The organism is Paracoccus sp. TOH (assembly GCF_030388245.1).
Taxonomy (GTDB): domain Bacteria; phylum Pseudomonadota; class Alphaproteobacteria; order Rhodobacterales; family Rhodobacteraceae; genus Paracoccus; species Paracoccus simplex.
Map to the genome: position 1 here is coordinate 521,979 of NZ_CP098362.1, position 20,986 is coordinate 542,964.

At 70.2% G+C, this 20,986-nt stretch carries 17 protein-coding genes; 4 read left to right on the forward strand and 13 right to left on the reverse strand.

What is annotated here, in order from left to right; all coding sequences use genetic code 11:
* Positions 1-172: 172 nt before the first annotated feature.
* Positions 173-409 (reverse strand): hypothetical protein, encoded by a 237-nt coding sequence (locus NBE95_RS19505; protein WP_289896121.1) that lies wholly within the window; start codon positions 407-409, stop codon positions 173-175.
* Between the two features lie 58 nt (positions 410-467).
* Between NBE95_RS19505 and NBE95_RS19510 the strand changes: the two genes are divergently transcribed.
* Positions 468-1,076, forward strand: coding sequence for a UdgX family uracil-DNA binding protein (locus NBE95_RS19510; protein WP_289896122.1), 609 nt, complete (start codon positions 468-470; stop codon positions 1,074-1,076).
* Positions 1,077-1,331: 255 nt separating this feature from the next.
* Here NBE95_RS19510 and NBE95_RS19515 read toward each other — a convergent pair whose 3' ends face one another.
* On the reverse strand, positions 1,332-1,823 hold the full coding sequence (locus NBE95_RS19515; RefSeq protein ID WP_289896534.1) for a cell wall hydrolase: 492 nt from the start codon (positions 1,821-1,823) through the stop codon (positions 1,332-1,334).
* Between the two features lie 114 nt (positions 1,824-1,937).
* On the reverse strand, positions 1,938-2,375 hold the full coding sequence (locus tag NBE95_RS19520) for a helix-turn-helix domain-containing protein (RefSeq protein WP_289896123.1): 438 nt from the start codon (positions 2,373-2,375) through the stop codon (positions 1,938-1,940).
* A gap of 75 nt (positions 2,376-2,450) precedes the next feature.
* On the opposite strand from NBE95_RS19520, the gene NBE95_RS19525 reads away from it, so the two are divergent.
* Positions 2,451-4,604: a heavy metal translocating P-type ATPase gene (locus NBE95_RS19525; protein ID WP_289896124.1), complete on the forward strand. Its 2,154-nt coding sequence runs from the start codon at positions 2,451-2,453 to the stop codon at positions 4,602-4,604.
* A gap of 33 nt (positions 4,605-4,637) precedes the next feature.
* Here NBE95_RS19525 and NBE95_RS19530 read toward each other — a convergent pair whose 3' ends face one another.
* Entirely contained in the window at positions 4,638-6,041 is a 1,404-nt protein-coding gene (locus tag NBE95_RS19530; protein WP_289896125.1) for an aldehyde dehydrogenase family protein, read from the reverse strand.
* Between the two features lie 346 nt (positions 6,042-6,387).
* On the opposite strand from NBE95_RS19530, the gene NBE95_RS19535 reads away from it, so the two are divergent.
* The gene (locus tag NBE95_RS19535; RefSeq protein WP_289896126.1) at positions 6,388-7,332 is read left to right on the forward strand and encodes an AraC family transcriptional regulator; all 945 of its coding nucleotides are present in this window, start codon (positions 6,388-6,390) and stop codon (positions 7,330-7,332) included.
* On the opposite strand, the gene NBE95_RS19540 is transcribed toward NBE95_RS19535, so the two are convergent.
* The 6 genes from NBE95_RS19540 to peaA are packed head-to-tail and all read right to left on the reverse strand — an operon-like array spanning position 7,236 to position 14,025.
* Entirely contained in the window at positions 7,236-8,957 is a 1,722-nt protein-coding gene (locus NBE95_RS19540; RefSeq protein ID WP_289896127.1) for an ABC transporter ATP-binding protein, read from the reverse strand. The two genes, NBE95_RS19535 and NBE95_RS19540, sit on opposite strands and share 97 nt — an antisense overlap.
* Complete coding sequence (locus NBE95_RS19545; protein WP_289896128.1) at positions 8,950-9,618, reverse strand: S8 family serine peptidase; 669 nt, start codon at positions 9,616-9,618, stop codon at positions 8,950-8,952. Before NBE95_RS19545 ends, NBE95_RS19540 begins: the two co-directional genes overlap by 8 nt.
* 1 nt (position 9,619) lies before the next feature.
* Entirely contained in the window at positions 9,620-10,696 is a 1,077-nt protein-coding gene (gene peaD / locus NBE95_RS19550; protein WP_289896129.1) for a quinohemoprotein amine dehydrogenase subunit beta, read from the reverse strand.
* Positions 10,696-11,028 carry a quinohemoprotein amine dehydrogenase subunit gamma gene (gene qhpC, locus NBE95_RS19555; protein ID WP_019353605.1) on the reverse strand — a complete coding sequence of 111 codons (333 nt, stop codon included), beginning with the start codon at positions 11,026-11,028 and terminating at the stop codon, positions 10,696-10,698. The genes peaD and qhpC overlap by 1 nt, the downstream gene beginning before the upstream one ends.
* Positions 11,025-12,482 carry a quinohemoprotein amine dehydrogenase maturation protein gene (gene peaB, locus NBE95_RS19560; RefSeq protein WP_289896130.1) on the reverse strand — a complete coding sequence of 486 codons (1,458 nt, stop codon included), beginning with the start codon at positions 12,480-12,482 and terminating at the stop codon, positions 11,025-11,027. Before peaB ends, qhpC begins: the two co-directional genes overlap by 4 nt.
* Before the next feature lie 4 nt (positions 12,483-12,486).
* Positions 12,487-14,025, reverse strand: coding sequence for a quinohemoprotein amine dehydrogenase subunit alpha (gene peaA, locus NBE95_RS19565; RefSeq protein WP_289896131.1), 1,539 nt, complete (start codon positions 14,023-14,025; stop codon positions 12,487-12,489).
* 205 nt (positions 14,026-14,230) lie between these two features.
* Here peaA and NBE95_RS19570 point away from each other — a divergent pair, with 205 nt between their 5' ends.
* Positions 14,231-15,481, forward strand: a complete 1,251-nt coding sequence (locus NBE95_RS19570; RefSeq protein ID WP_289896132.1) for an NAD(P)-binding protein — start codon at positions 14,231-14,233, stop codon at positions 15,479-15,481.
* Here NBE95_RS19570 and NBE95_RS19575 read toward each other — a convergent pair.
* From NBE95_RS19575 to NBE95_RS19585, 3 genes are all read right to left on the reverse strand, one after another.
* Positions 15,469-16,791, reverse strand: coding sequence for an allantoin permease (locus tag NBE95_RS19575; RefSeq protein ID WP_289896133.1), 1,323 nt, complete (start codon positions 16,789-16,791; stop codon positions 15,469-15,471). The genes NBE95_RS19570 and NBE95_RS19575 overlap by 13 nt on opposite strands.
* Before the next feature lie 78 nt (positions 16,792-16,869).
* Complete coding sequence (locus NBE95_RS19580) at positions 16,870-18,993, reverse strand: hydantoinase/oxoprolinase family protein (RefSeq protein WP_289896134.1); 2,124 nt, start codon at positions 18,991-18,993, stop codon at positions 16,870-16,872.
* A gap of 94 nt (positions 18,994-19,087) precedes the next feature.
* Positions 19,088-20,836 carry a hydantoinase B/oxoprolinase family protein gene (locus NBE95_RS19585; RefSeq protein WP_289896135.1) on the reverse strand — a complete coding sequence of 583 codons (1,749 nt, stop codon included), beginning with the start codon at positions 20,834-20,836 and terminating at the stop codon, positions 19,088-19,090.
* Positions 20,837-20,986 lie beyond the last annotated feature (150 nt).

Here is a 20,986-nt window from a genome sequence, read left to right on the forward strand (position 1 = left end):
CGCCGGCGCAAGGCGGCGCAAGGGGGGGCGAAACCGACCGGCGCTGGATGCCGGTCACCTCCGCGGGTCTGTCGCGACCCTGTTGCATGGAATGGGGCAAGGCCCCGATTTCGAGGCGGTCAGTATACAGTCCCGCGGGAAAAGTTCAAATCCCTGCCGGCATTTGGCCGGATCAGTGCGCGCCGGGCCGCATGCGGGGCGGCGCGAGGCGGGGCGGGATCCAGCCCGAAAGGCCCTTGTTCGGCGGCCTGGTCCCGGGGGTCAGAACGGTCGGGACGGGCCGGATCGTGCAGGCCCGTCCATGCCCCGGCGCACCCTGCTGCGGGCGGTCCGGCATGGCGCCGGGGATCGCCAGACCAGCCGCCGCAAGCGCGCCGCCGCGCCAGGTGGCGGCGACCGGCGGGAACATCCCGCCGCCATGCCGGTTGATCCGGCGCAGGCCCGAAGCGCTTGGGAGGGAAAGGCCAATGTCGGATGCAGAGGTCGTGGCGGACTCGCTCGGCGCGCTGGCCGAGGCCGAGACCGCCTGCACGCGCTGCCCGCTCTATCGAAACGCGACGCAGGTGGTGCCGGGCGAGGGACACCGGCAGGCGCGGATGATGGTGGTCGGCGAACAACCCGGCGACAAGGAAGATCTGGCGGGGCGGCCCTTTGTCGGCCCGGCCGGGCGGCTGTTCGACCAGGTTCTGGCCGAGGCCGGCATTCCCCGCGACCGGATCTTCGTCACCAATGCCGTCAAGCATTTCAAGTTCGAGCCGCGCGGCAAGCGGCGCCTGCACCGCAGCCCGAATGCCGGCGAGATCGACCGCTGCAGATGGTGGCTGGGCCAGGAACTCAAGCTGGTCGCGCCGGCGGTGCTGGTGGCGATGGGGGCGTCCGCGCTGCGCAGCCTGCTGGGCCGGCCGGCCACTATCGCCTCGCTGCGCGGCGCCATCCGCGAGATCGAGGGCGGCACACCGCTGATCGCGACGATCCATCCCTCGCTGTTGCTGCGTCTCCGCGATGCCGAAGCGCGGGACCGGGAAAGGGCGCAGTTCATGGCCGACCTGCAGCGCGCCTGGCAGCTGACAGGGTGAACCGCCGCTGCGGCGCCGTCGGCGCCGGCAGGTCGGCGGGGGCGGCCGGGACGCGCCCGGGGCCATCGACCGGATCGGAAAACGGAAGAATAAGCCATGCGCTGGCTGCTCGCGACCGGCGGGGTGCCGCTTGCTATCCGGGTGCCTTTCCGTCGGCGCGATCGACCGTGACGGCGGGAAGATGGGGCAGGACAGCGCCAATCCCCTTTCCGGCAGGAACAGGCCGGGGCGGCCCGGAGCCCGGAAACCGCTGCCTTATCGGGTCATCGCCTCGATGGGCCGCGGCGGAACCGCTTGCGTCACCAGATGGCTTTTCCGCTTCTCGTAGAAGGCATTGCCGCCCGCGACCAGGACGTAATGCATGTTGTCATAGGGGAATCTGTGCCCGGCGGTGTGGAAGAACATGGCATTGCCGATCAGCGGGTGGCGCTCGCCGCGCAGGACCGACCGCGCCGCCTCGCGGACCTGGGGCGGAACCCTGTCCATGCGCCGCGTCATCACCCCCGGCGCAAATTGCCGCTTCTGACCCACGACGCCGCAGACGGTGTTCGGGTACTGGTCCGAACGGACGCGATTCATCACCACGCTGCCGACCGCCACCAGCCCGTCGCGGCTCGAGCGGTTGGCCTCGAAATACATCGCGCGCTCCATGCATTCCAGCTCGCTGTGCCGGCGGAAGGAACAGCCGGCCAGAACCAGCAGCGCCGCGGCCAGCAGGGCGCCGGCGCGCAATTTCGGGATCGTCATCATCTGCCCATCCTGCCGTGCATGGCATGTTATTGTGGTTTGCCCTTGCCGGCAGAATAGCAGCAGCCGGAACGCCGCATCAACCCTGCCCTGCCCCGCCGCCTGAACCGGCCCTTACGCGGTCAGATCGTCGCCGGTGGCATGTTCATGGCCGCAAAGCGCGTGGTTGCCCAGCACCTCGATCACCCGGCAATCGGCGATCCGCCCCGAGGAGCAATGCGCCAGCATCCGTTCCAATTCGTCGCGCAACGCCTCGAGCCGGCGCAGGCGGGCGTTCACGGCGGCAAGCTGTCGCCCGGCGATGCGGTCGGCGGCGGCGCAGGACCGGTCGGGATTGTCGGACAAGGCCAGCAATTCGCGGATATCCTCCAGCGCGAAGCCCAGTTCGCGGGCGTGGCGGATGAAGGCCAGCCGCTCTTGCGTGCGGCGCCCGTAAAGCCGCTGGTTGCCGCTGCTGCGCTCGGCCTCGGGCAGCAGGCCGATCTGTTCGTAATAGCGGATGGTCGGCACCTTCACCCCGGTCGCCCGGCTCAGTTTTCCGATACTCAGCATGAAATGACCCTTGAAGCTCTAGCGACTAGAGATCCTATCTTCCCGAATCGAAGAAGGCAATTGAAGGGAAATGAGATGACGGAACGGCTGGAATGGCGGGTGACCGGCATGGATTGCGCGGGCTGCGCGCGCAAGCTGACCGATGCCGTGGCTCGGCTCGATGGCGTGGAACAGGTCAATGTCGGCCTGATGGCCGAACGCCTGTCCCTGACCCTGCAGCCCGGGCCGACCAGGGCGCAGGATATCGAGACGGTGGTGCGCCGGCTGGGCTACGGCATTGCCGTGCCGGCCGGGGACACCCTTCCGATCCGCGACGCCTGCTGCGGCGGCGATCATGCGCGCGCCCAGCCAGAACCGTCGCCGCGCTGGTACGAAACGGTCCGGGGGCGGCTGGTCCTAGGCACCGGCGCGCTGCTGGCCCTGGCCTGGGCGGTCACGCTGTGGGGGCCGGCAGAGGCCGGGCGATGGGCCTTCGTGCTGGCCTGCCTGATCGGCACGGCACCGGTGGCCTGGCGGGCGGCGCAGGCCCTGCGCATGGGCCAGCCCTTCACCATCGAAAGCCTGATGACCATCGCCGCCATCGGCGCCCTGGCCATCGGCGCGGCCGAGGAGGCGGCGCTGGTGGTCTTCCTGTTCGCCCTGGGCGAGCTTCTGGAAGGGTTCGCCGCCAACCGCGCCCGCGACGGCATCCGGGCGCTGGCCCGGCTGGTGCCGCAGACCGCCCTGCTGATCGAGGGCGAGCGCCTCCGCGAGATCCCCGCCGGCCGGCTGCGGCCCGGCGATCCGGTGCTGGTGCGGCCCGGGGCGCGCATCCCCGCCGATGGCGAGATCGTCGAGGGGCTGGGCGGCATCGACGAAAGCCCGGTGACCGGCGAAAGCCTGCCCGTCACCCGCGGCCCGGGCGATCCGGTCCTTGCCGGCACCGTCAATGCCGAGGCGGCGCTGCGCATCCGCGTGACCCGCGCCGGCGCCGACAACACCATCGCCCGCATCATCCGCCTGGTCGAGGAGGCCGAGGAGGCGCGTGCCCCGACCGAGCGCTTCATCGACCGCTTCAGCCGCTGGTACATGCCCGCGGTGGTGCTGCTCGCGGCGCTGGTCATGCTGCTGCCGCCGCTTCTGGCCGGCGAGCCCTGGGGCACCTGGATCTATCGCGGCCTCGCGCTGTTGCTGATCGGCTGCCCCTGTGCGCTGGTGATCTCGGTGCCGGCGGCCATCGCCTCGGCGCTGTCCAGCGGCGCGCGGCGCGGCCTGCTGCTGAAGGGCGGCGCGGCACTGGAGGCGGCGGCGCGGGTGCAGAGCCTAGGCTTCGACAAGACCGGCACGCTGACCGTCGGCCGCCCCGAGGTGACCGGCATCGTGGCCCTGGCCGCGGCCGAGCAGGAGGAGGTGCTGGCGCTGGCCGCCGCGGTCGAAAGCGCCTCGAGCCATCCGCTGGCGCAGGCGATCCTGCGCCGGGCCGAAGCCCTGCCCCTGCCCCTGCCGCAGGCCAGCCAGGCCCGCGCCATCCCCGGCAAAGGCGTCGAGGCGGTGGTTGCCGGCCGGACCCTGACCGTCGCCAGTCCCGGCCATGCCGTGGCGGCCGGGGTGCTGGGCGCTGCCGAGACTGCCCGCATCCGGGCGCTGGAGGAACAGGGCCTGACCGTCGCCGTGCTTTATGACCGGCAGGCGCTTGGCCTGATCACCCTGCGCGACGAACCCCGCGCCGACGCCGCCGAGGCGATCCGCCAGATCCGGGCGCTGGACATCGCGCCGCTGATCCTGACCGGGGACAACCCGCGCAGCGCCGCCGCCATCGCCGGTCCCCTGGGCACCGATTGGCGGGCCGGCATGCTGCCCGAGGACAAGCTGGCCGCAATCCGCGACCTGGCCGCCCGGGGCGGGGTGATGATGGTGGGCGACGGCATCAACGATGCCCCGGCGCTGAAACAGGCCAGCATCGGCGTGGCGATGGGCTCGGGCGCCGACGTGGCGCTGGAGACGGCCGACGCGGCGATCCTGCGCGACCGGGTCACGGATATCGCCGCGCTGATCCGGCTGGCCCGCGCCACCATGGCGAATATCCGCCAGAACGTCGCTATCGCGCTGGGGCTGAAGGGCGTGTTCCTGGTCACCTCGGTCCTGGGGATCACCGGGCTGTGGATCGCCATCCTGGCCGATACCGGCGCCACGGTGCTGGTGACGCTGAACGCGCTGCGCCTGTTGCGGCTGGACCCGACGCGGGAATAGGCGGGGCGCGCGCGCAGGCGGCCCCGCCGCCGCTCAGCGCGCCTCGTTCACGATGCGGATCTGGGTGAATTCATGCAGCCCCTCCTCGGCGAATTCGACGCCGAGGCCGGATTGCTTGGCGCCGCCGAAAGGCATGTTCGGCCCGAAATCCAGGTGCTTGTTGATCCAGACCGTGCCGCTTTCCATGCGCTCGGCGACGCTGCGGGCCAGGGCGCGATCCTCGCCCCAGACCGAGCCGCCCAGACCGAGGTCCAGCCCGTTGGCGCTGGCCACCGCCGATTCCACATCCTCGAAGCGGATCACCGGCAGGATCGGGCCGAACTGCTCCTCGTCCACGATGCGGTCGCCGTCCCTGACATCGGCGACGATGGTCGGGCGGATGAAAAAGCCCGGCCCCTCGGACACCTCGCCGCCGGCCAGGATGCGGCCATCGGCGCGGGCCGAGTCGAGGAAGCCCCTGACCTTTTCGAACTGCATGCGGTTCTGCAGCGGGCCGATGGTGGTGCCCTGCTGCAAGCCGTCGCCCACCACCGCGGCCTCGGCCAGCGCGGCCAGGCGGGCGCAGACATCCTCGTAGATCGAGTCGTGCACATAGGCGCGCTTGATCGCCAGACAGACCTGCCCGGCATTCATAAAGGCGCCGGCGAACAGCCCCGGCGCGACCTTGGCGGGGTCGGCGCCCGGCAGCACGATGGCCGCGTCGTTGCCGCCCAGTTCCAGCGTCAGCCGCTTGATGGTGGATGCCGCGCTGGCCATGATCTTCTGCCCGGTCGCGGTCGAACCGGTGAAGGAGATCTTGGCGACATCGGGATGCGCGGTCAGCGCCGCGCCCAGATCGTTCTGGTCGGTGACGATGTTGACCACGCCCGGCGGCAGGATCCCGGCGATGATCTCGCCCAGTTTCAGCGTGGTCAGCGGCGTGGTCGGCGCGGGCTTGACCACCATGGTGTTGCCGGCCAGCAGCGCCAGCGGCAGCTTGAAGGCCACGATCAGCACCGGGAAGTTCCAGGGGATGATCGCGCCCACCACGCCCAGCGGCTTGCGGAACTGCCGCACCAGCCGGCTGTCATTGTCCTCGATCACCTTCACCGGCAGGTCGTAGCCCGCCAGGTGGCGGATGAAGGCGCAGGTATACAGGATCTCGGCCTGGGCCTCGGGCAGCGGCTTGCCCTGCTCTTGCGTCAGCAGCCGGGCGAATTCCTCGGCCCGGGCGTCAAGAGCCTCGGCGATCTGCAGGATCAGGGCGCGGCGCTCCTCGATCGGGCGGGCGGCCCAGCCTGGAAACGCGGTTCTGGCCGCCGCCACCGCCGCGTCGAGTTGCGCCCGCGAGGCGCGCGGCGCCTCGGCCAGCACCTGTTCGTTGGCGGGGTTCACGACCGCCATGGTCATGTCGCCCGCGACCAGCTTTCCGTCGATCAGCAGTCTGTATTCGGTCATCTTACCCCTCCCGGAACCTGGGCGCGATCCTGGACCAGGCCGGCGGCGCGATTCTTGCCAAATCCGGCCAATCGTCGCAGCGGCGCGGAAATCTGGCCGGAAATGTCAGGTTGCCCCCGGCCGCGATCTGCCGCGATCCCTGACAAAAATGACGCATTTGCAAAGGTTTCAGGACAATCTCCCTGCTCCGCGGTCCCATCGCGGGTTTCTTGGGGATCGCGGCGCGGCTGTGCTACAGTTTGTCGCAACAGGGAATTGCCGGGCCAAGGCGCGAGACAGCGGCCGACCCGGCGCAGCCACGGGAAATGCCATGCAGACGTCATGGATTCGCGGAGCCGTCGCATCGATGCTTCTGGGGCCGGAGGCCGAGCCCGTCCTTGCGGCGGCCGAGCCGCCGATGCCGCTGGAAACCTTCGTCGGCCGGTTGGAGCGGGAACGCGCCACCAGCACCGACAGCCTGCAATGGTGGCGCTCGGGCGAGGCCATCCGCCTGACCAGCATCGGCACCCTGGGCGAGGCCGTTGCGCCGCGCCGCACCCTGGGCGAGGCGCTGCGCACCTTTGCCCGCGGCTTTCCGGTGCTGCAATCGAACAGCACCGTCTCGCTGGAGGTGACCGGGGACGAGGCGCATGTCTCCTATCGCGTACTCGACCCGCGGATCTGGCCGCGCCGCTCGGATGCCGAGCTGACGCTGGGTCTGATCCGCGGCATCTGCGACCGCTACGGCGTCCCGCGCGAGGCGATCCAGGACCTGTGTTTCGAGCATGAGCCGGACCGCGACCTGCGGGCGCTGGCCCGCCACCTGGGCCGCGCGCCGCGTTTCGGCCAGGACGAGAACCGCATCACCTTCCGCGCCGAGGTGCTGGCCCACCGGCTGCGGGCCGAGCCGCAGGGGGATGCGGCGGAAAGCGTCAAGCGGCTGGATTCGGCGCTGATCGAGCTGCGCCGGCAGACCCCGGTCGCGCAGCGGGTGCATGAGCTGATCCTGGCGCAAATGGAGCGCGGGCTGGTCAACCAGGGCCATATCGCCGCGCAGCTCGGCATGTCCGAGCGGTCGCTGCGTCGGGCGCTGGCCGCCGAAGGCCAGCCCTTTCACGAGATCCTCGAGGAATGCCGCCGCGCCCATGGCTTCGCGCTGCTGGTGCGCAGCGACCGGCTGTTCGGCGAGATCGCGCTGCTTCTGGGCTATTCCGATCAGACCGCGTTTTCGCGGGCCTTTTCGCGCTGGTACGGCGCCTCGCCGCGCGAGCTGAGGAAGATGGGCGCCGAGGAGGTCAGCGTGATCCGCTGATCGAAGCGGCCCTCGCGCGCCGGGCCGCTATGGGCGATGAAGATGCGCGTGGCATCGCCGCGCCGCGCCTCGATCGCGGCCAGGATGCGCCGGCAGGCGGCATCGTCGATTTCCGAGAAGGCCTCGTCGAAGACCAGCACCTCGGCCGGGCGCAGCATCGCGCGGGCGATGGCGATGCGCTGGCGCAACCCGCCCGAGAGATTGGCCCCCGTCTCGCCGATGGGCGTGGCCAGCCCCGCCGCGGCCCGCGCCCAGCCGGCCAGGTCGGCGGCCTCCAGCGCCTGCCACAGCGCCGCGTCATCCGCATCCGGCGCGGCAAGGCGCAGGTTTTCGGCCAGCGTGCCGCGCAGAATCGCCGGGCGCTGCGCCAGGTGAGTGATGCGCGCGGCCAGCGCCAGCGGCCGCAGATGCGCGACCTCGGCGCCCGCAAGCCGGGCCGATCCCTCGGCCAGCGGCGCGTCGCGGGTCAGCACGGCCATCAGCCGCGACTTGCCGATCCCCGACGGCCCGTCCAGCAGCACGCGCTGGCCGGGCAGGATCGCGGCCGTCACCGGATGATGTGCGGCACCCTCGGCGCGGGCCTCGCGCAGGGCGATGGCCAGCGGCGCCGCGGGCGGCTCGGCGCCGGCGTCCGGGCGGGCCGAGGCGATTACCGCGCCCAGCCGGTCCGCCGCCACCCGCGCCCGGGCCTGCGCGTGGTAAAGGCCCAGCAGGTTGCGCAGCGGCCCCGACATCATCCCGGCATAGGCCAGGAAGGCGACCAGCGTGCCGATCTGCCATTCGCCGCGCACCACCTGCCAGCCGCCGACCAACAGAATGGAGCCGCGCAGGATGGCGGTGATGGTCTGGCTGACCGCGCCCACCGTCTCGGACCAGAGCCGCTGGCGGGTCAGCCCGGCGATCTGCGCCTGCTGTGCGGCGCCGAAGCCGGCCGCGCGCTGGTCCAGCGCCCCCAGGCCGCGCAGGGTGGCGCGGGCCGACAGCGTCTCGGCCATCTGCGCGGACAGCGCCCCGCGCTGGCTGCGCACCTCCTCGGCCAGCGCGCGGGTCCGGGGTCGGGCGCGGGACAGGAACCACAGCTCGAACGGCGCCGCCAGCAGTGGCAAAAGCGCCATGCGCCAGTCCAGCGCGATCATCAGGACCAGCCCGCCGGCCAGCCGGAACAGCGCGCCGACCGCGACCAGGGCGGTGTCGAAGGCGAAGCCCTGGATCTCGGCGCAATCGCCGTCGAGCCGCGCCATCGCCTCACCCAAGGGCAGGTCGGGGCGGTCAGGGTCGCGTGCCAGTGCCGCGCCGAACAGCCGGCCGCGCAGGTCGGCCAGCATCCGGGCCGAGGCGCGCAGGTGCAGCATGGCGTTCACCATCCCGAAACCCACCGCGCAAAGGCCGAGCGCAAAGGCCAGCCCGGCCCAGAAGATCAGCGCGCCCATGTCCCGCGCCATGATGCCGGCGTCGATCACCTGCCGGGTCAGCATCGGCATCGCCAGCCCCAGCGCCGCTGCGGCAAGCGATGCCGCCAGCACCACCAGCCCCGAGGGCAGCGCCCGCGCCATCACCGGCGCCAGCCAGCCCGCCGCTTCGGCGCCGAAGATCAGCCGTGCCATCCGTGCCGCCAGCCTATCCATGGCCGCTTTTCCGTTCCGGCCCGTGATGGAGCGCGCGTGCCGCCAGCGCCGCGATGGCGGCCGGTCCGTCCAGCCGGCCCGCCCCCGTCATGATCGCCGCCAGATGGCCGGCGACGCGGGCCGCGCCAAGGCTGGCGCCGCCCAAGCCGGGCGGGGCGTGCTCGGGCGAGTTGCACCAGGCGCCGAACAGCGCCGGGCCAAGCTGCGACAGATCCTGCCAGCCGCAGCGGGCATCGCCGGTGGCGGCGATGACGCCGGGATAGGCGGCCGGAAAGCAGGGCGCGCCGCGGGCCGGATGCGCCGCGACCAGCACCGCCCCGCCCGCCACCAGCGCCTCGCAGGCTCGGCGCAGCGGCGCCCGGTCGGCGCTCAGCCCCAGGCTCATGCAGATGACATCGGGCCGCCGCGCCCCCATGGCACCGAACCAGCGCAGCGCGGCGGCGACGCGCAGCGCGCTGGTCAGCGGCCGCGCGTCGAAGACCTGGGCATGGATGATCGCCGCGCCCGGACAGGCGCGGCGGATGATCGCGGCGACGGCGGTGCCGTGGCCCAGCCGGTCGGGCCCGGCCGCGATGGCCGCGCCGTCGGCCATGAAGGCGCGGGCGGCGTCGGCCTGATCCTCGGGGCCGGGGCCGCTGTCGATCACCCCCACCCGCAGCATGTCATTCGTCCCGCGTGAACAGCCGCACCGAGGCCAGCGACATCGAGGCGTTGCCGGGCAGGTCGACCTGGCCCTTCTTCTCCAGCGTTTCGGCGTCATAGGCGGCAAGGTCGCCAAGCGCGCCGCCCAGCCAGACCGTGCTGCCGTCGGTCGAGACGTTCACCGAATAATAGCTGTGCGGCAGCGGCACCCGCCGGATCGAGGCGTTCCTTTCCAGATCGAAACTTTCCAGCACGTTATAGGCGCCGAAGGCACGGGTCTTGGCCGGGTTCACCGCGGTCGAGAAATAGAACACGTCCATGATGCGCACCTCGCGCATCGCCATCTCGCCGGTCGCCAGATCCATGGTCAGCAGCCCGGTGCGATAGGCGGTCGGATCGGCCGGGTCGATATCCTTGCGCGCGGTATAGAAAGGCGTCGCCATCACCCCCGAGCTTTCGTGCTGGTTCCAGACCGCCAGCACGTCGGGCTGGGCATAGGTTTCGGATTCCCAGCTCTGGATCGGCTTGTCCTCGAGCAGCGTGCCGGTCTCGGGGTCCATCACATGCAGGTTGCGGCCCAGCCCGTAAAGCTTCGAGCCGTCGCGGGCCCAGGCCAGCATGGTGACCTGGCGCGGCGCCTCGAAATCCTTGCGCCGCGTCAGCGTCTCGGCGTCGTAAAGCGCGATGCGGGTGGGCTGGACCTCGAAATACGTCAGCGCCAGCTTTACCGGACTTTCATAGATGGCCAGCGTCTTGCCATCGGGGGACAGCGCGGCGCCGAACAGGCTTTTCACCCGCTCCTCGGGGGTGGACAGGTCGATGCGGCCCAGCGTCTCGCCGGTCAGCAGGTCGATCTTGACCAGGCTTTCGGACTTGTTGACCGTGGCATAGGCGATCTTGCCGCCCGGCGCGACCATCGGCACCATGGGCGTGGGGCCGGCGTCGTCGATCTCGATCACCTTCTCGACCGCCATTTTCTCGGTATCGACGACGACCAGCTTGTTCGGCCGCGCCGGGGCCAGGATGTAATCGCGCGCCAGCGCAGGGCCGGCCAGCAGCGCGGCGGCGGAGGCCAGGAGCAAAAGCGATGTGCGCATCAGGACGAGCCTTTCGTTTCCGGAAACACCGATTGCAGCTTGCGCCAGTCCTGCATGACGTCGTCGGCGCCGGCGCTCCAGTTCGGATAGGTGTTCAGCGTGTCGGCGACCTGCGCCGGCCACCAGCAGGGATCGGCGCAGCCGTACAGGTCCGCCTCCATCGGCTGGCACAGGTTCGAGACGGCGCCGAAGGCGTCCACCTCCCAGCCGGGGTCGAAGGAGGTGGTGCAGCCGACCAGCGAATTCATCGCCACGACCTCCTCCTCGCGGCCCTCGGCCTCGGCTTCGACAAAGGCCTTGGCCTTGGCGTTGGCGGGCGTCAGATGTTTCATTGGAGAACCTCCCTTGCTGGGCCGGACCGGGTGATCCGGGGCTCTAACTGGCTGCGGAAGAAGGACGGGTTGGCCTGCATGATGCGGACATAGGATTCGATGCCGAAATCGACCCAGTCCCGCATCAGGTCGCAGTAATGCCAGACCGGCGCGAAGGGATCGCCTTGCCGGGCATAGCTTTCGTGATAGCAGCCGCCGGCGCAGATACTGCGGATGCGGCAGGTCTTGCAGCCGAAGGCGCTGCGGTCCTGTGCGGTCTCGATGAAGCCGGCGAGCTTGGGGATGTCGATGCCGGTTTCGACATTGCCATAGGTCGGCTGGTTCGAGCCGACGAAGCGGTGGCAGAGGTGCAGCTCGCCCTCCTTGTCCACCGCCAGCATCCCCAGGCCCGCGCCGCAGGGCACCGCCTTCTTGGTGCCCTGGGCGATGTCGGTCAGAAGCTGGTGCATGTTGGAAAAGCCGATGTTCTCGCCCCGGCAGGCGGCCTCGACATAGCGCCGGCCCAAGGTCTTCATGTCCTCGAAGGCGGATTTCAGCGCCGCATCGTCCAGGTTGAAGACCGCGATCGGCCCCGAGGTCGCCGGACCGAAGCCGACCTCGTGAAAGCCCAGCTCGTTCTTCAGGTGGTCGTGGATGCCGATGACGTCGGTCACGCCCCGCGTCAGCGTCACCCGCACGCCCACCGGACGCGAGCGATAGCGCGCGAGCAGCATCCGCACATTGCGCGCCACCAGGTCATAGGTGCCCTTGCCGCCCACCGTCTTGCGGTTCGCGTCATGCAGCGCCTTGGGCCCGTCCATGCTGACGGTCAGCGCGAAGCGATGCGCGTCGAACCAGTCGACCAGTTCCGGCGTCAAGAGCGTCGCATTGGTGGTCAGCGAGAAATCGACCGTCTTGCCGAGTTCCGCCGCGCGCGGCAGGGCATAGGCCACCACCTCGCGGATCAGGGCCATGTTCGACAAGGGCTCGCCGCCGAAGAACACCACGTTCACCCGGTCCCGGGCATGGGCCTGTTTCAGCAGCAGCTCGAAACTGGCGCGCGCCGTCTCGAAGCCCATTTTCTGGCCCTTGGCGGGGGTGGTCAGGTCTTCCTTGTAGCAATAGGTGCAGGCCAGGTTGCAGCCGGTGTTCACGTTCAGGATGATCGTGGACAGCGGGATTTCCTCGACCTTGGCGATGGGGCGCGGCATCTCGGGCGTCTCGGCGTCGCGCAGGATGTCGAGCGCCAGGAAACTTTGCAGGCAGTCGGCCAGGGTGTCGGGGGCGTGATGCGCGCCCAGCTCGGCGCGCATCACATCGGGATCGACGGCGGACGAGCGGCGGAACAGGTCGTAGACGTCGCGCGCCACGCCGTCGAGCTCGAACAGGCTGGTCGTCGGCACATGCATCAGCATGGCATGGCCGTCGACATCGACGCGGTGGGCATTGTGGCGGATCAGGGTCAGGGCTCCCATGGCGTCACCGGATCGGCGCATCGACGAAGCGCTGCACCGTGGCGTAAAGATGCGCCTCGGCACTCAGCGGCCCGCCTTCGGCATCGACGGTGGCGACGACCTTCAGATTGCCGGCATTGTTGGTCTGCATCGGGCGGTCCGGATTCGGCCCTGCATCGGAGGGCGTGAACAGCCCCGTGTCGTCGATGGAGCCCGCATATTTCGCGTCCTGCATCTTTTCCGCCTCCTCGTCGAAATTGTCGGTGGCCCAGCTGGCCGGGAAGGCGCCCAGGGCGATGTCGTCCCCGGTGCCGGCCTGGCCGTCGGGGCCGTTCAGCCAGCCCATCGCCTCGAACTGCGCCGGCACCTTGGGGATCGGGCCGCCATTGCCGCCGATGCGGGCGATGGTCAGGTCGGGCACGATGCTGATGCGGTCGGGCCGGTCATAGGCCACCAGTTCGACCTTTTGCCCGCCCAGATCCAGGCTGACCGGGCCGGGCGCGCCGCTGGCGGTCAGCTTCAGCACCGTCACGCCGTCCGCGGCGCTTTCGACGCGGCCGGCGACGCCCTCGGGCAGCACCAGTTCATCGCCAAGGCCGGTGCCGGCGACGCGGACCCGGGTTTCCTCGCCGATCTTCAGCCGCGCGGGGGCCGTCGCCAGAACCTGCGGCGCGGCATCGGATTTCACCGCCGCCAGCCGCCCGCCGATCACGTCGCTGTCGGCATGATACCAGCGGCCCGAGAAGCGGCCGTCCTCGAAGGCCAACACTTGGCGGATGGTGGTCTCGCCGTCGCTGAGCGTCGCCCGCCATTCGCCGGCCCCCAGGATGCGGCCGGTGCCGGCAAAGCTCCGGCTGCCATCGGCGAAGTCGAGGGTCATGGTCACCTCGTAATCCTCGCCCGCCTTCTTCAGCGTCAGCCGGCCGGTATAGTCGCCGCGTCCCGGCTGCCGTCCGGCCAGCACGTAATCGCCCGAAGCATCGCCGGCAAAGGCGGCCGGCGCTTCGCCCAGCGGATAGCTTTTGGCAAGGAAGGGGATGATCTCGGCCTGGGCGATGCCCCACCAGTCGCGGTCCCGGGCCAGCGCCTGATATTCCAGCGTCGGGAACTGGCCCAGGTGGAAGTTGACCAGGTGCTTCCAGTCCTCGGGCGCGCGGCGCTGCAGGGCGACGCGGGCATAGGAATGGCAGCGGCCGCAGGTCTGGGTCATCAGCGTGTCGGGGCCTTCGTCGAAGGCCACCGGCTCGCGCTCCAGGATGTAGCGGCGCTCGGCGGTTTCCGCCAGGGTCAGGCCGCGCGTGTCGGACAGGTAGCGCACCACGGCGGCACGTTCCTCCGGCTCCAGCGCGACGCCGTGGTTGCGCATCATCCGGGTCACGGTCATGTCCCAGCCCTCGGGGGTCTTGCGGGCGGCGTCGATGCGCTCCCATCGGCCGTCCTCGTGCTTGACATGGCAGGCGGCGCAGGCGTTCTCCAGCACCTCCTCGCCGGACACCGCCAGCGCCGGGGCGGCGGCGGCAAGGGCGGCGACAGAGACCAGCGCGGTTCGGGTAAATGGCTTCATCTGGCGGCTTCCTCTGGCTCGTCGGGATGGATGGCCCGATTGCGTTGGCCTTTAGAAAAGCGCCGGGGGGCGACAGGATTCTTGTCATTCCCGGCCAGAGTCGCGGCAGATCGCCGCGCCGCGCGGCTTTGGCCGCAAATGTCAGGTTCGCAGGCCGCAAGCGGGCGCAGACTGCCGGTGGGCGGGCGACCGAAAGGGGAAGCGCATGGGCACGGATGCCGATCTGATCGTGCTGGGCGGCGGGCCGGCGGGTGCGGTTTCGGCCTGGCTCGCCGCGCGCGACGGGCTGCGCGTGCTGCTGGTCGATCCCGGCCGCGGCCGGCCGCGGCTCGAGGGGCTCAGCCCGCGCCTGCATCGCTGGCTGGCCGGCCAGGGCCTGCTTGATGGGTTCGACGGCATTACAGGCCCGCTGCGGCGGCAGGTGGACTGGGCCGGGATCAGCGAAAGCAATGCCGAGCATGTGGTCGAGCGAGCGGCGCTGGACGCGCATCTGCGCCGTTGCGCCGAAGCCGCCGGCGCCCGGCTGGTGATCGGCAGCGGCCGGCCGGAGCCGGGCGGGGTCTGGCTTGGCGGCGCAAGGCTGCGCGCGCCCATGGTCATCGACGCCAGGGGCCGCCGGTCGCCCGCTGCGGGCGGCAAGGCCCCGGCCACCCTGGCGCTGTCCGGCTGGGTCGGGGCCGCCCTGCCCGCCGGCATCCGGCTGACGGCGCTGGCGCAGGGCTGGCTGTGGCGCGTGGCGCTGCCCGATGGGCGGATCTGGGTGCAGGCGATGCTGGATGCCGCCGGCGACGGCCCGCCGGCGGACCGATTGCGGGCCGCCATGGCCGCGGCCGAGCCTATGCTGGCCGATGCGCCGCTGACGGGCCCGCCGCTGCTGCGCGAGGCGGCGCCGCGCCTGCCCGCGCCGGTTGGCGCGCTGGACCTGCTGCGGGTCGGCGACGCCTTTGCCGCCATGGACCCGCTGTCCGGCCATGGCCAGTTCTGGGCGGTGTCGAGCGCGCTGGCCGTCGCCGCCGTGCGCCGCACCCTGGCGGCCCGGCCCGGCGCCGAACCGCTCTGCCGGCGCTTTCTGGCCGAGCGCGCGCTGCAGACCAGCCTGCACCAGGCCCGGATCGGCCGCGACTTCCTGCGCGCCGAGCCGCGTTTCCGCGCCGCGCCCTTCTGGGCGGCGCGGCTGGGCTTTCCCGACGACCGGCCCGCCGCCGCGCCGCCGACCGCCCCGCATGTCGCCCGCGCCATCCTGGTCGAGAACGGGCTGCTGGCCGAGCGTGCGGTGCTGCATACCCCCGGCGCGCCGCAGGGCGTCGGCTGGTTCGGCAACATTCCGGCGGCCGAGGCCTGGCGGTCATGGCAGCAGGGCGGCGCCCCCGCCCTGCAGGCCCGATGGGGCGAGACGGGGGCCCGTCTCGCCCGGCAGTTTCAGGCGCTGGCGCAGGTCGGGGCTCAGGTCGGCTGACCCAGCGCCCTGGTCCGGCGGCGCAGCACCGCATAGGCCAGCCCCGCGATCACGAAGGTGGCAGGGGCCGAGAAGGATGCGGCAGCGCCGCCGATGAAATGCAGGGCCAGCCCGCCGGCCGAGGCGATCAGCCAGGCCCCCAGCCCGGCGGGGTTGACGGCGCGGACGCGCTCGGTGTCCTCGGGCTCGGCGCGCTCGCCGCCGGTGATGTGGACCAGGGCGATGGCGACCCAGGCCACCACGAAGATTCCCTGATAGGCCAGCGCTTGCAGGATATAGGCGAAGACATCGGCCAGCATCAGCGCATAGGCGATGGCGCCGACCACGCAGGCCCAGACCCATTTCGGCAGGCGCAGGCGAAACACGGTGCGGGCGAAGCTCTCCATGTTCACGGCGGCGAGGTAATAGTTGGCGGTGTTGATCCGGGTCTGCGAGATCCAGACGAAGGCCAGCCCGGCCACGCCCATCAGTTGCACCAGCGCGAAAACCACCGAGACTTCCGAGATGCTGCCCTGGCTCGGCAGGCTGGCGGCCAGGAAGATGCCGACCAGGCCGTTGAGCAGGAAGGCCACCGCATAGAAGGGCGCGCCGAAGCTGAGGGTGGCGTGGAACGTTGCGTCCTCGGGCCGGCCGAAGCGGGCATAGTCATAGGTGAACATCATCAGGATCCAGACGCCCATATAGGCGGTGAAACAGTCCCACCAGCCGCCGGCCGGCGCGCCGCCCGGCGGGCCAAGGGTCAGCCAGGCATCCGAATAGCCGTATTCCGCCACCGCCAGCGCCACCGCCGCGACCAGCCCCAGCAGGTAGAAGGGCAAGAGCACGCCGTTGAACCGGTCCAGCCAGTTCTGGATCGAGCCGAAGATCAGCGCCACCGAATAGACCGCCACCACCAGCGCCGCCAGCGGATAGGCGATGCCGGCATATTCGCGCAGCGCGACCGCGATCACCGAGCCCTCGAACACCGCGTAATAGATTGCGGTGGCAAAGAAGATCAGCGTCGCCACCGCCGCACCGCTTCGGCCCAGCAGGATGCGCGAGAACAGCGAGACGCTGAGCCCGGTGCGGATCGCGTGCCGCACCAGCACCGCGTTCACCGCGGCATAGGCGATGACCGACAGCACCAGGCCGATGATGGCGTTCCTTGCGCCATAGGCCAGCGCCAGCGAGGCGGCGATGACCAGGTAGAACATGGCCGAGCAGACCGACCACCAGGCCATGGTCAGGGGCAGCCGGCCCATGCGCTGGTCGCGCGGCACCGGCCGATCCGAGAATTCCAGTTCTTCCGCATTGTCCAAAGATCCAGCCATGGCTGAAACTCCCTGTTTGGTTTTTTGTGATTGTTTCCGGATGGGCGGGGCCTTGGGGCGGCCCCGCCCGGCCTGTGCTCAGGCCTCGGCCAATGCGGCGGCCCTTTCGGGCGCAGCCTCGGCGGCGTTGGCCACGGTCACGACATAGACGCCGTTCTGATCCAGCTCGGCGACCCAGCCCGGCTCGATGACGATGGTGGTCGTCACCTCCTGGATGACCGCCGGGCCGGTGACGACATCGCCCGCGCCCAGCTTCGCGCCGTCATAGACCGGGGTTTCGTGTCTGCGGCCCACGGCGTCGAAGATCATCTCGCGCGTGCCGGCCAGCGCCGCATGGGCGCCCTGTCCCGCGGCGATGCGCATCCGCGCCGGCCGCTCGACCGCGCCCGAGATGGCGCTTTCCACATTCACCACCTCGACCGGGCTGTGCGGCTCGGCATAGGTGTAGAGTTCCTCGTGGCGGGCGTGGAAGGCGGCCTTGAGGCGCTCCAGCGCCGCCTCGTCGATGGCGAAGGGATCGACGCTGACCGTGCATTCGTGCACCTGCCCGACATAGCGCATGTCGAGGCTGCGGCGAATGCCGACCCGATCGGGGGCGAAATCGTCGGCCAGCAGGTCGGCGCGGCCCTTGTCCTCGAGCCGGGCGAAGGTCTCGTCGAGACGACGGGCCGCCTCGGCCCCTTCCAGCCGCGCGGCGATGGGGGCCATGTAGTTGTATTTCACGTCCGAGATGATCTGGCCAAAGGCGCACAGCCCTGAGGCGAGCTTCGAGACCAGCACCTTGCCGATCCCCATCTCGCGCGCAAGCGCCGTGATATGCGCGCCGGTCGCGCCGCCGGCGCAGTTCAGCACGAAGTCGCGCGGATCGTAGCCGCGCTCGACCGAGACGCGGCGGATCGCGTTCACCATGTTGTGGTTGACGATGGTGAACATGCCGTAGGCCGCGGTCTCGACGCTGATGCCCAGCGGCTCGGCCAGATGCCGGCGGATCGCCTCGCGCGCCTTCTCGACGCTGAGCGGCAGCCGGCCGCCCACCAGCCCCTGCGGGTTGAGATAGCCCAGCACCAGGTTGGCATCGGTGGTCGTCGGCCGCTCGCCGCCCTTGCCATAGCAGGCCGGACCGGGTTCGGAGCCAGCCGATTGCGGCCCCATCTGCATCAGCCCCATCGAGTCGATCCAGCCGATCGAGCCGCCGCCCGCGCCCAGGGTCTCCACCTGGATCATCGGGATTCCAATGCGATAGCGCAGGAAGTCGATGTTCTTTGAAACATTGGCTTCACCGTCGCGGGTCAGGGTGATGTCGAAGCTGGTGCCGCCCATGTCGACGGTGATGATGTCCGAAAGCCCGTAGGGCTCACCCAGGTAAAGCGCCGCGCGCGGCGCCGAGGCGGGGCCGGAATTGATCGCATAGACCGATTGCTCCGAGACCACCGACCCCAGGGCGAGCCCGCCGTTCGACTGGAAATAGCGCACCGGCTGGCGCGCGCCGAGGCTTTGGAAATAGCCGTCCACCGCCCGGACATAGCGCGACAGGATCGGCGCCAGATAGGCGTTCACGATGGCGGTCGAGGTGCGGGTGTATTCGCGCACCTGCGGATAAAGCTGGCTGCCGACGGTCAGGCGCACCTCCGGCATCATCTCGCGCACGATCTCGGCGGCGCGGCTTTCGTGGTCGGGATGCAGCACCGACCAGACGAAGCTGATGGCGACCGATTCGACGCCTTCGCGCAGGAAATGCCGGCAGGCCTCGCGCACCTCCTCCTCGTTCAGCGGTGTGTGGACGGCGCCGGTCGAGATCACCCGCTCTGAGACCCCGCGCCGCAGGTAGCGCGGCACCAGCATGGTGGCGGGCGGATAGTCCGGATCGTAGCGGTAGCCGTCCTCCTTGTGGCCGAGGCGGATCTCGATGCTGTCCTCGTGACCGCGGGTGGCGATCAGGCCGGTCTTGGCGCCGGTATGGGTGATCAGCGCATTGAGCCCGACCGTGGTGCCGTTGATGCACAGATCCGCGTTCGAGACCAGCTCGCGCGGGCTGATGCCCGTTTCCTCCTCGATCACCGCGAGGCCGTTGCGGATCGCCAGGGTCGGATCCTGCGGAGTCGACAGCGCCTTGAAGATGCGCAAGCCCCCTTCGCGGTCGGCGAGGATGAAATCGGTGAAGGTGCCGCCGGCGTCGATGCCCAGGCGATATTGGTGTTTCATGGCGGGTTCCATCTTTGGCTGGCTCCGGCGGGCCTGGCGCCGGGGGCTTCGCGCCCCCGGACCCCCGCGGAGTATTTGGAAAACGGTGAAAGGCTTACGCGGCGCGCAGGGCGGCGGTGGCGGCGTGATCGACGGCGAGGGTCGCGGCATCGGCGATGACCACGCCGTAATCGAGCCGGGCGCCCTCCAGGCTGACGAGGCCGTTCCTGACATCCTCGACCACCTTCTCGACCGGGCGGGCATAGGGGTCGCCATAGCCGCCGCCGCCGGGATTGCGGTTCGCGGCACGCTCGCCGGGCTGGATGGTCTCGATGACGTTTTCGGTGATGATCCGGGTCTCGCCATGCCGGGTCAGTTCCAGCCGGCCGACCTTGGGCGGGATCAGGGCCGAGCGTGCGCCCGCCGCGCCCATGGCCGGGATGCGCCGGCCCTCGCCGAAGGTGACGAGCGTCATCGGGCTGTCCAGCGGCTCGACCTCCCAGCAGGTGCCGGAGCCGCCGCGGAACTGGCCGGCGCCGCCCGAATCCTGCATCAGCGAATAACGGTGGATGATGATCGGATAGCTGTGCTCCAGCATCTCGATATCGCCCGAGGTCAGCGCCCCGAAGCAGCATTCCGGCCCGCAGGCGTGCCAGCCGTCCTGGCTGGCGGTGGCCCCGGCGCCCGAGATGATCGAGGCCAGCACCATGGTGACGTATTCCTCGTCATGGCGCTTGTCCCAGCCGGCGATGTTGCAGCCATTGGCATGGCCCCATGAGGCCGAGACCTTGGCCGGCGCCGCCTGTTCGAAGGCGAGCCGCACCGCGTCGGTGAGCGTTTCCATCGGCGTCGTGGTGCAGTTCATGTGCGGCGCGGGCGACTTCGCGTTGCAGAGCGTGCCCTTGGGGCCCATGTCGGTGGTCACGCAGCGATAGAGCCCCTCGTTATAGGGCGGCGGCAATTGCGCGAACATCATCAGGCCCAGATAGACGCCGGAATGGCTGTTGCCTTCGTAGCTGTTGATGAAATAGGGCACCTGCGGCGGCGAGCTGACGGCGATGTGGCAGCCGTCGCCCTGAATGGTCACCGTGGCGGTGATGTCCATGTCGCCGAAGCCGTGGCCGGCATCCTCGAGCACCGCCGTGCCGGTATAGGTGCCGTCCGGAACCTGGGCGATGAGCTTGCGCATATGCGCCTCGGCCATGTCCAGAAGCTCGGCGATGCAGTCCTGCACCACCTGCTTGCCGTATTTGTCCATCAGCCGGACCAGATTGCGCGCGCCGACCTGGCAGGCGCCGATCAGGGCGTTGAAGTCGCCCTCCTGGTCGCGGCGGGCGCGCATGTTGGTCAGCAGCAGGTTCATCACGTCGTGGCGCGGCTTGCCGCGGTCCCAGAGCTTGACCGGCGGGATGCGCAGCCCCTCGGCATAGATCTCGGTGGCGTTGGGGTTGTAGCCGGCCGGGACCGGGCCGCCGACATCGGTCAGGTGGCCCTTGCAGACGGTCCAGAACACCAGCTCGCCCTGGTAGAAGACCGGGTAATACATGCAGGTGTCGATGATATGGCTGCCGCCATAGGCCGGGTCGTTGTGCAGGATCAGGTCGCCCTCGTGGATGTCGCCCTGGAAGAACGCCGCCACCGATTTCATCGCCGGGATCAGGCTGCCCAGATGGATGGGAATGTCCTGGCCCTGCAGGATCATCTCGGGCGTGTGGTTGAACAGCGCGGTCGAATAGTCATGCGCGAGGTTGAAGACCGAGCTGCGGGCGGTCTGTTCCAGCGTCAGCGTCATCTCGCACTGCGTGGTCTCGAGGACGCCCCGCACCACCGAAAGCGTGATGGGGTCGGGTTTGGGTCTGGTCATGGCTCTTTCCCTGTCTGGGCCGCATGGGCGCACGTCAGGGCAGGCCGCGAGGCGGGCGGCGCCGGTCATGCCGATCTCCCTGTGACGTGCCGTCTTGCGCGGCATCTTTTCGTGCCTGCCATGGTGCGCTGCGCCAGCGGACCGGTCTTG

What these genes read in the sequence shown, in the direction of transcription:
- NBE95_RS19570 (WP_289896132.1), top strand. Translation starts at nt 14,231, where the DNA reads ATGGGCACGGATGCCGATCTGATCGTGCTGGGCGGCGGGCCGGCGGGT.
- NBE95_RS19520 (WP_289896123.1), bottom strand. Translation starts at nt 2,375, where the DNA reads ATGCTGAGTATCGGAAAACTGAGCCGGGCGACCGGGGTGAAGGTGCCG.
- NBE95_RS19525 (WP_289896124.1), top strand. Translation starts at nt 2,451, where the DNA reads ATGACGGAACGGCTGGAATGGCGGGTGACCGGCATGGATTGCGCGGGC.
- peaB (WP_289896130.1), bottom strand. Translation starts at nt 12,482, where the DNA reads ATGGGAGCCCTGACCCTGATCCGCCACAATGCCCACCGCGTCGATGTC.
- NBE95_RS19515 (WP_289896534.1), bottom strand. Translation starts at nt 1,823, where the DNA reads ATGACGATCCCGAAATTGCGCGCCGGCGCCCTGCTGGCCGCGGCGCTG.
- NBE95_RS19535 (WP_289896126.1), top strand. Translation starts at nt 6,388, where the DNA reads ATGCTTCTGGGGCCGGAGGCCGAGCCCGTCCTTGCGGCGGCCGAGCCG.
- NBE95_RS19580 (WP_289896134.1), bottom strand. Translation starts at nt 18,993, where the DNA reads ATGAAACACCAATATCGCCTGGGCATCGACGCCGGCGGCACCTTCACC.
- NBE95_RS19530 (WP_289896125.1), bottom strand. Translation starts at nt 6,041, where the DNA reads ATGACCGAATACAGACTGCTGATCGACGGAAAGCTGGTCGCGGGCGAC.
- NBE95_RS19510 (WP_289896122.1), top strand. Translation starts at nt 468, where the DNA reads ATGTCGGATGCAGAGGTCGTGGCGGACTCGCTCGGCGCGCTGGCCGAG.
- peaA (WP_289896131.1), bottom strand. Translation starts at nt 14,025, where the DNA reads ATGAAGCCATTTACCCGAACCGCGCTGGTCTCTGTCGCCGCCCTTGCC.
- NBE95_RS19540 (WP_289896127.1), bottom strand. Translation starts at nt 8,957, where the DNA reads ATGGATAGGCTGGCGGCACGGATGGCACGGCTGATCTTCGGCGCCGAA.
- peaD (WP_289896129.1), bottom strand. Translation starts at nt 10,696, where the DNA reads ATGCGCACATCGCTTTTGCTCCTGGCCTCCGCCGCCGCGCTGCTGGCC.
- NBE95_RS19545 (WP_289896128.1), bottom strand. Translation starts at nt 9,618, where the DNA reads ATGCTGCGGGTGGGGGTGATCGACAGCGGCCCCGGCCCCGAGGATCAG.
- qhpC (WP_019353605.1), bottom strand. Translation starts at nt 11,028, where the DNA reads ATGAAACATCTGACGCCCGCCAACGCCAAGGCCAAGGCCTTTGTCGAA.
- NBE95_RS19585 (WP_289896135.1), bottom strand. Translation starts at nt 20,836, where the DNA reads ATGACCAGACCCAAACCCGACCCCATCACGCTTTCGGTGGTGCGGGGC.
- NBE95_RS19575 (WP_289896133.1), bottom strand. Translation starts at nt 16,791, where the DNA reads ATGGCTGGATCTTTGGACAATGCGGAAGAACTGGAATTCTCGGATCGG.
- NBE95_RS19505 (WP_289896121.1), bottom strand. Translation starts at nt 409, where the DNA reads ATGTTCCCGCCGGTCGCCGCCACCTGGCGCGGCGGCGCGCTTGCGGCG.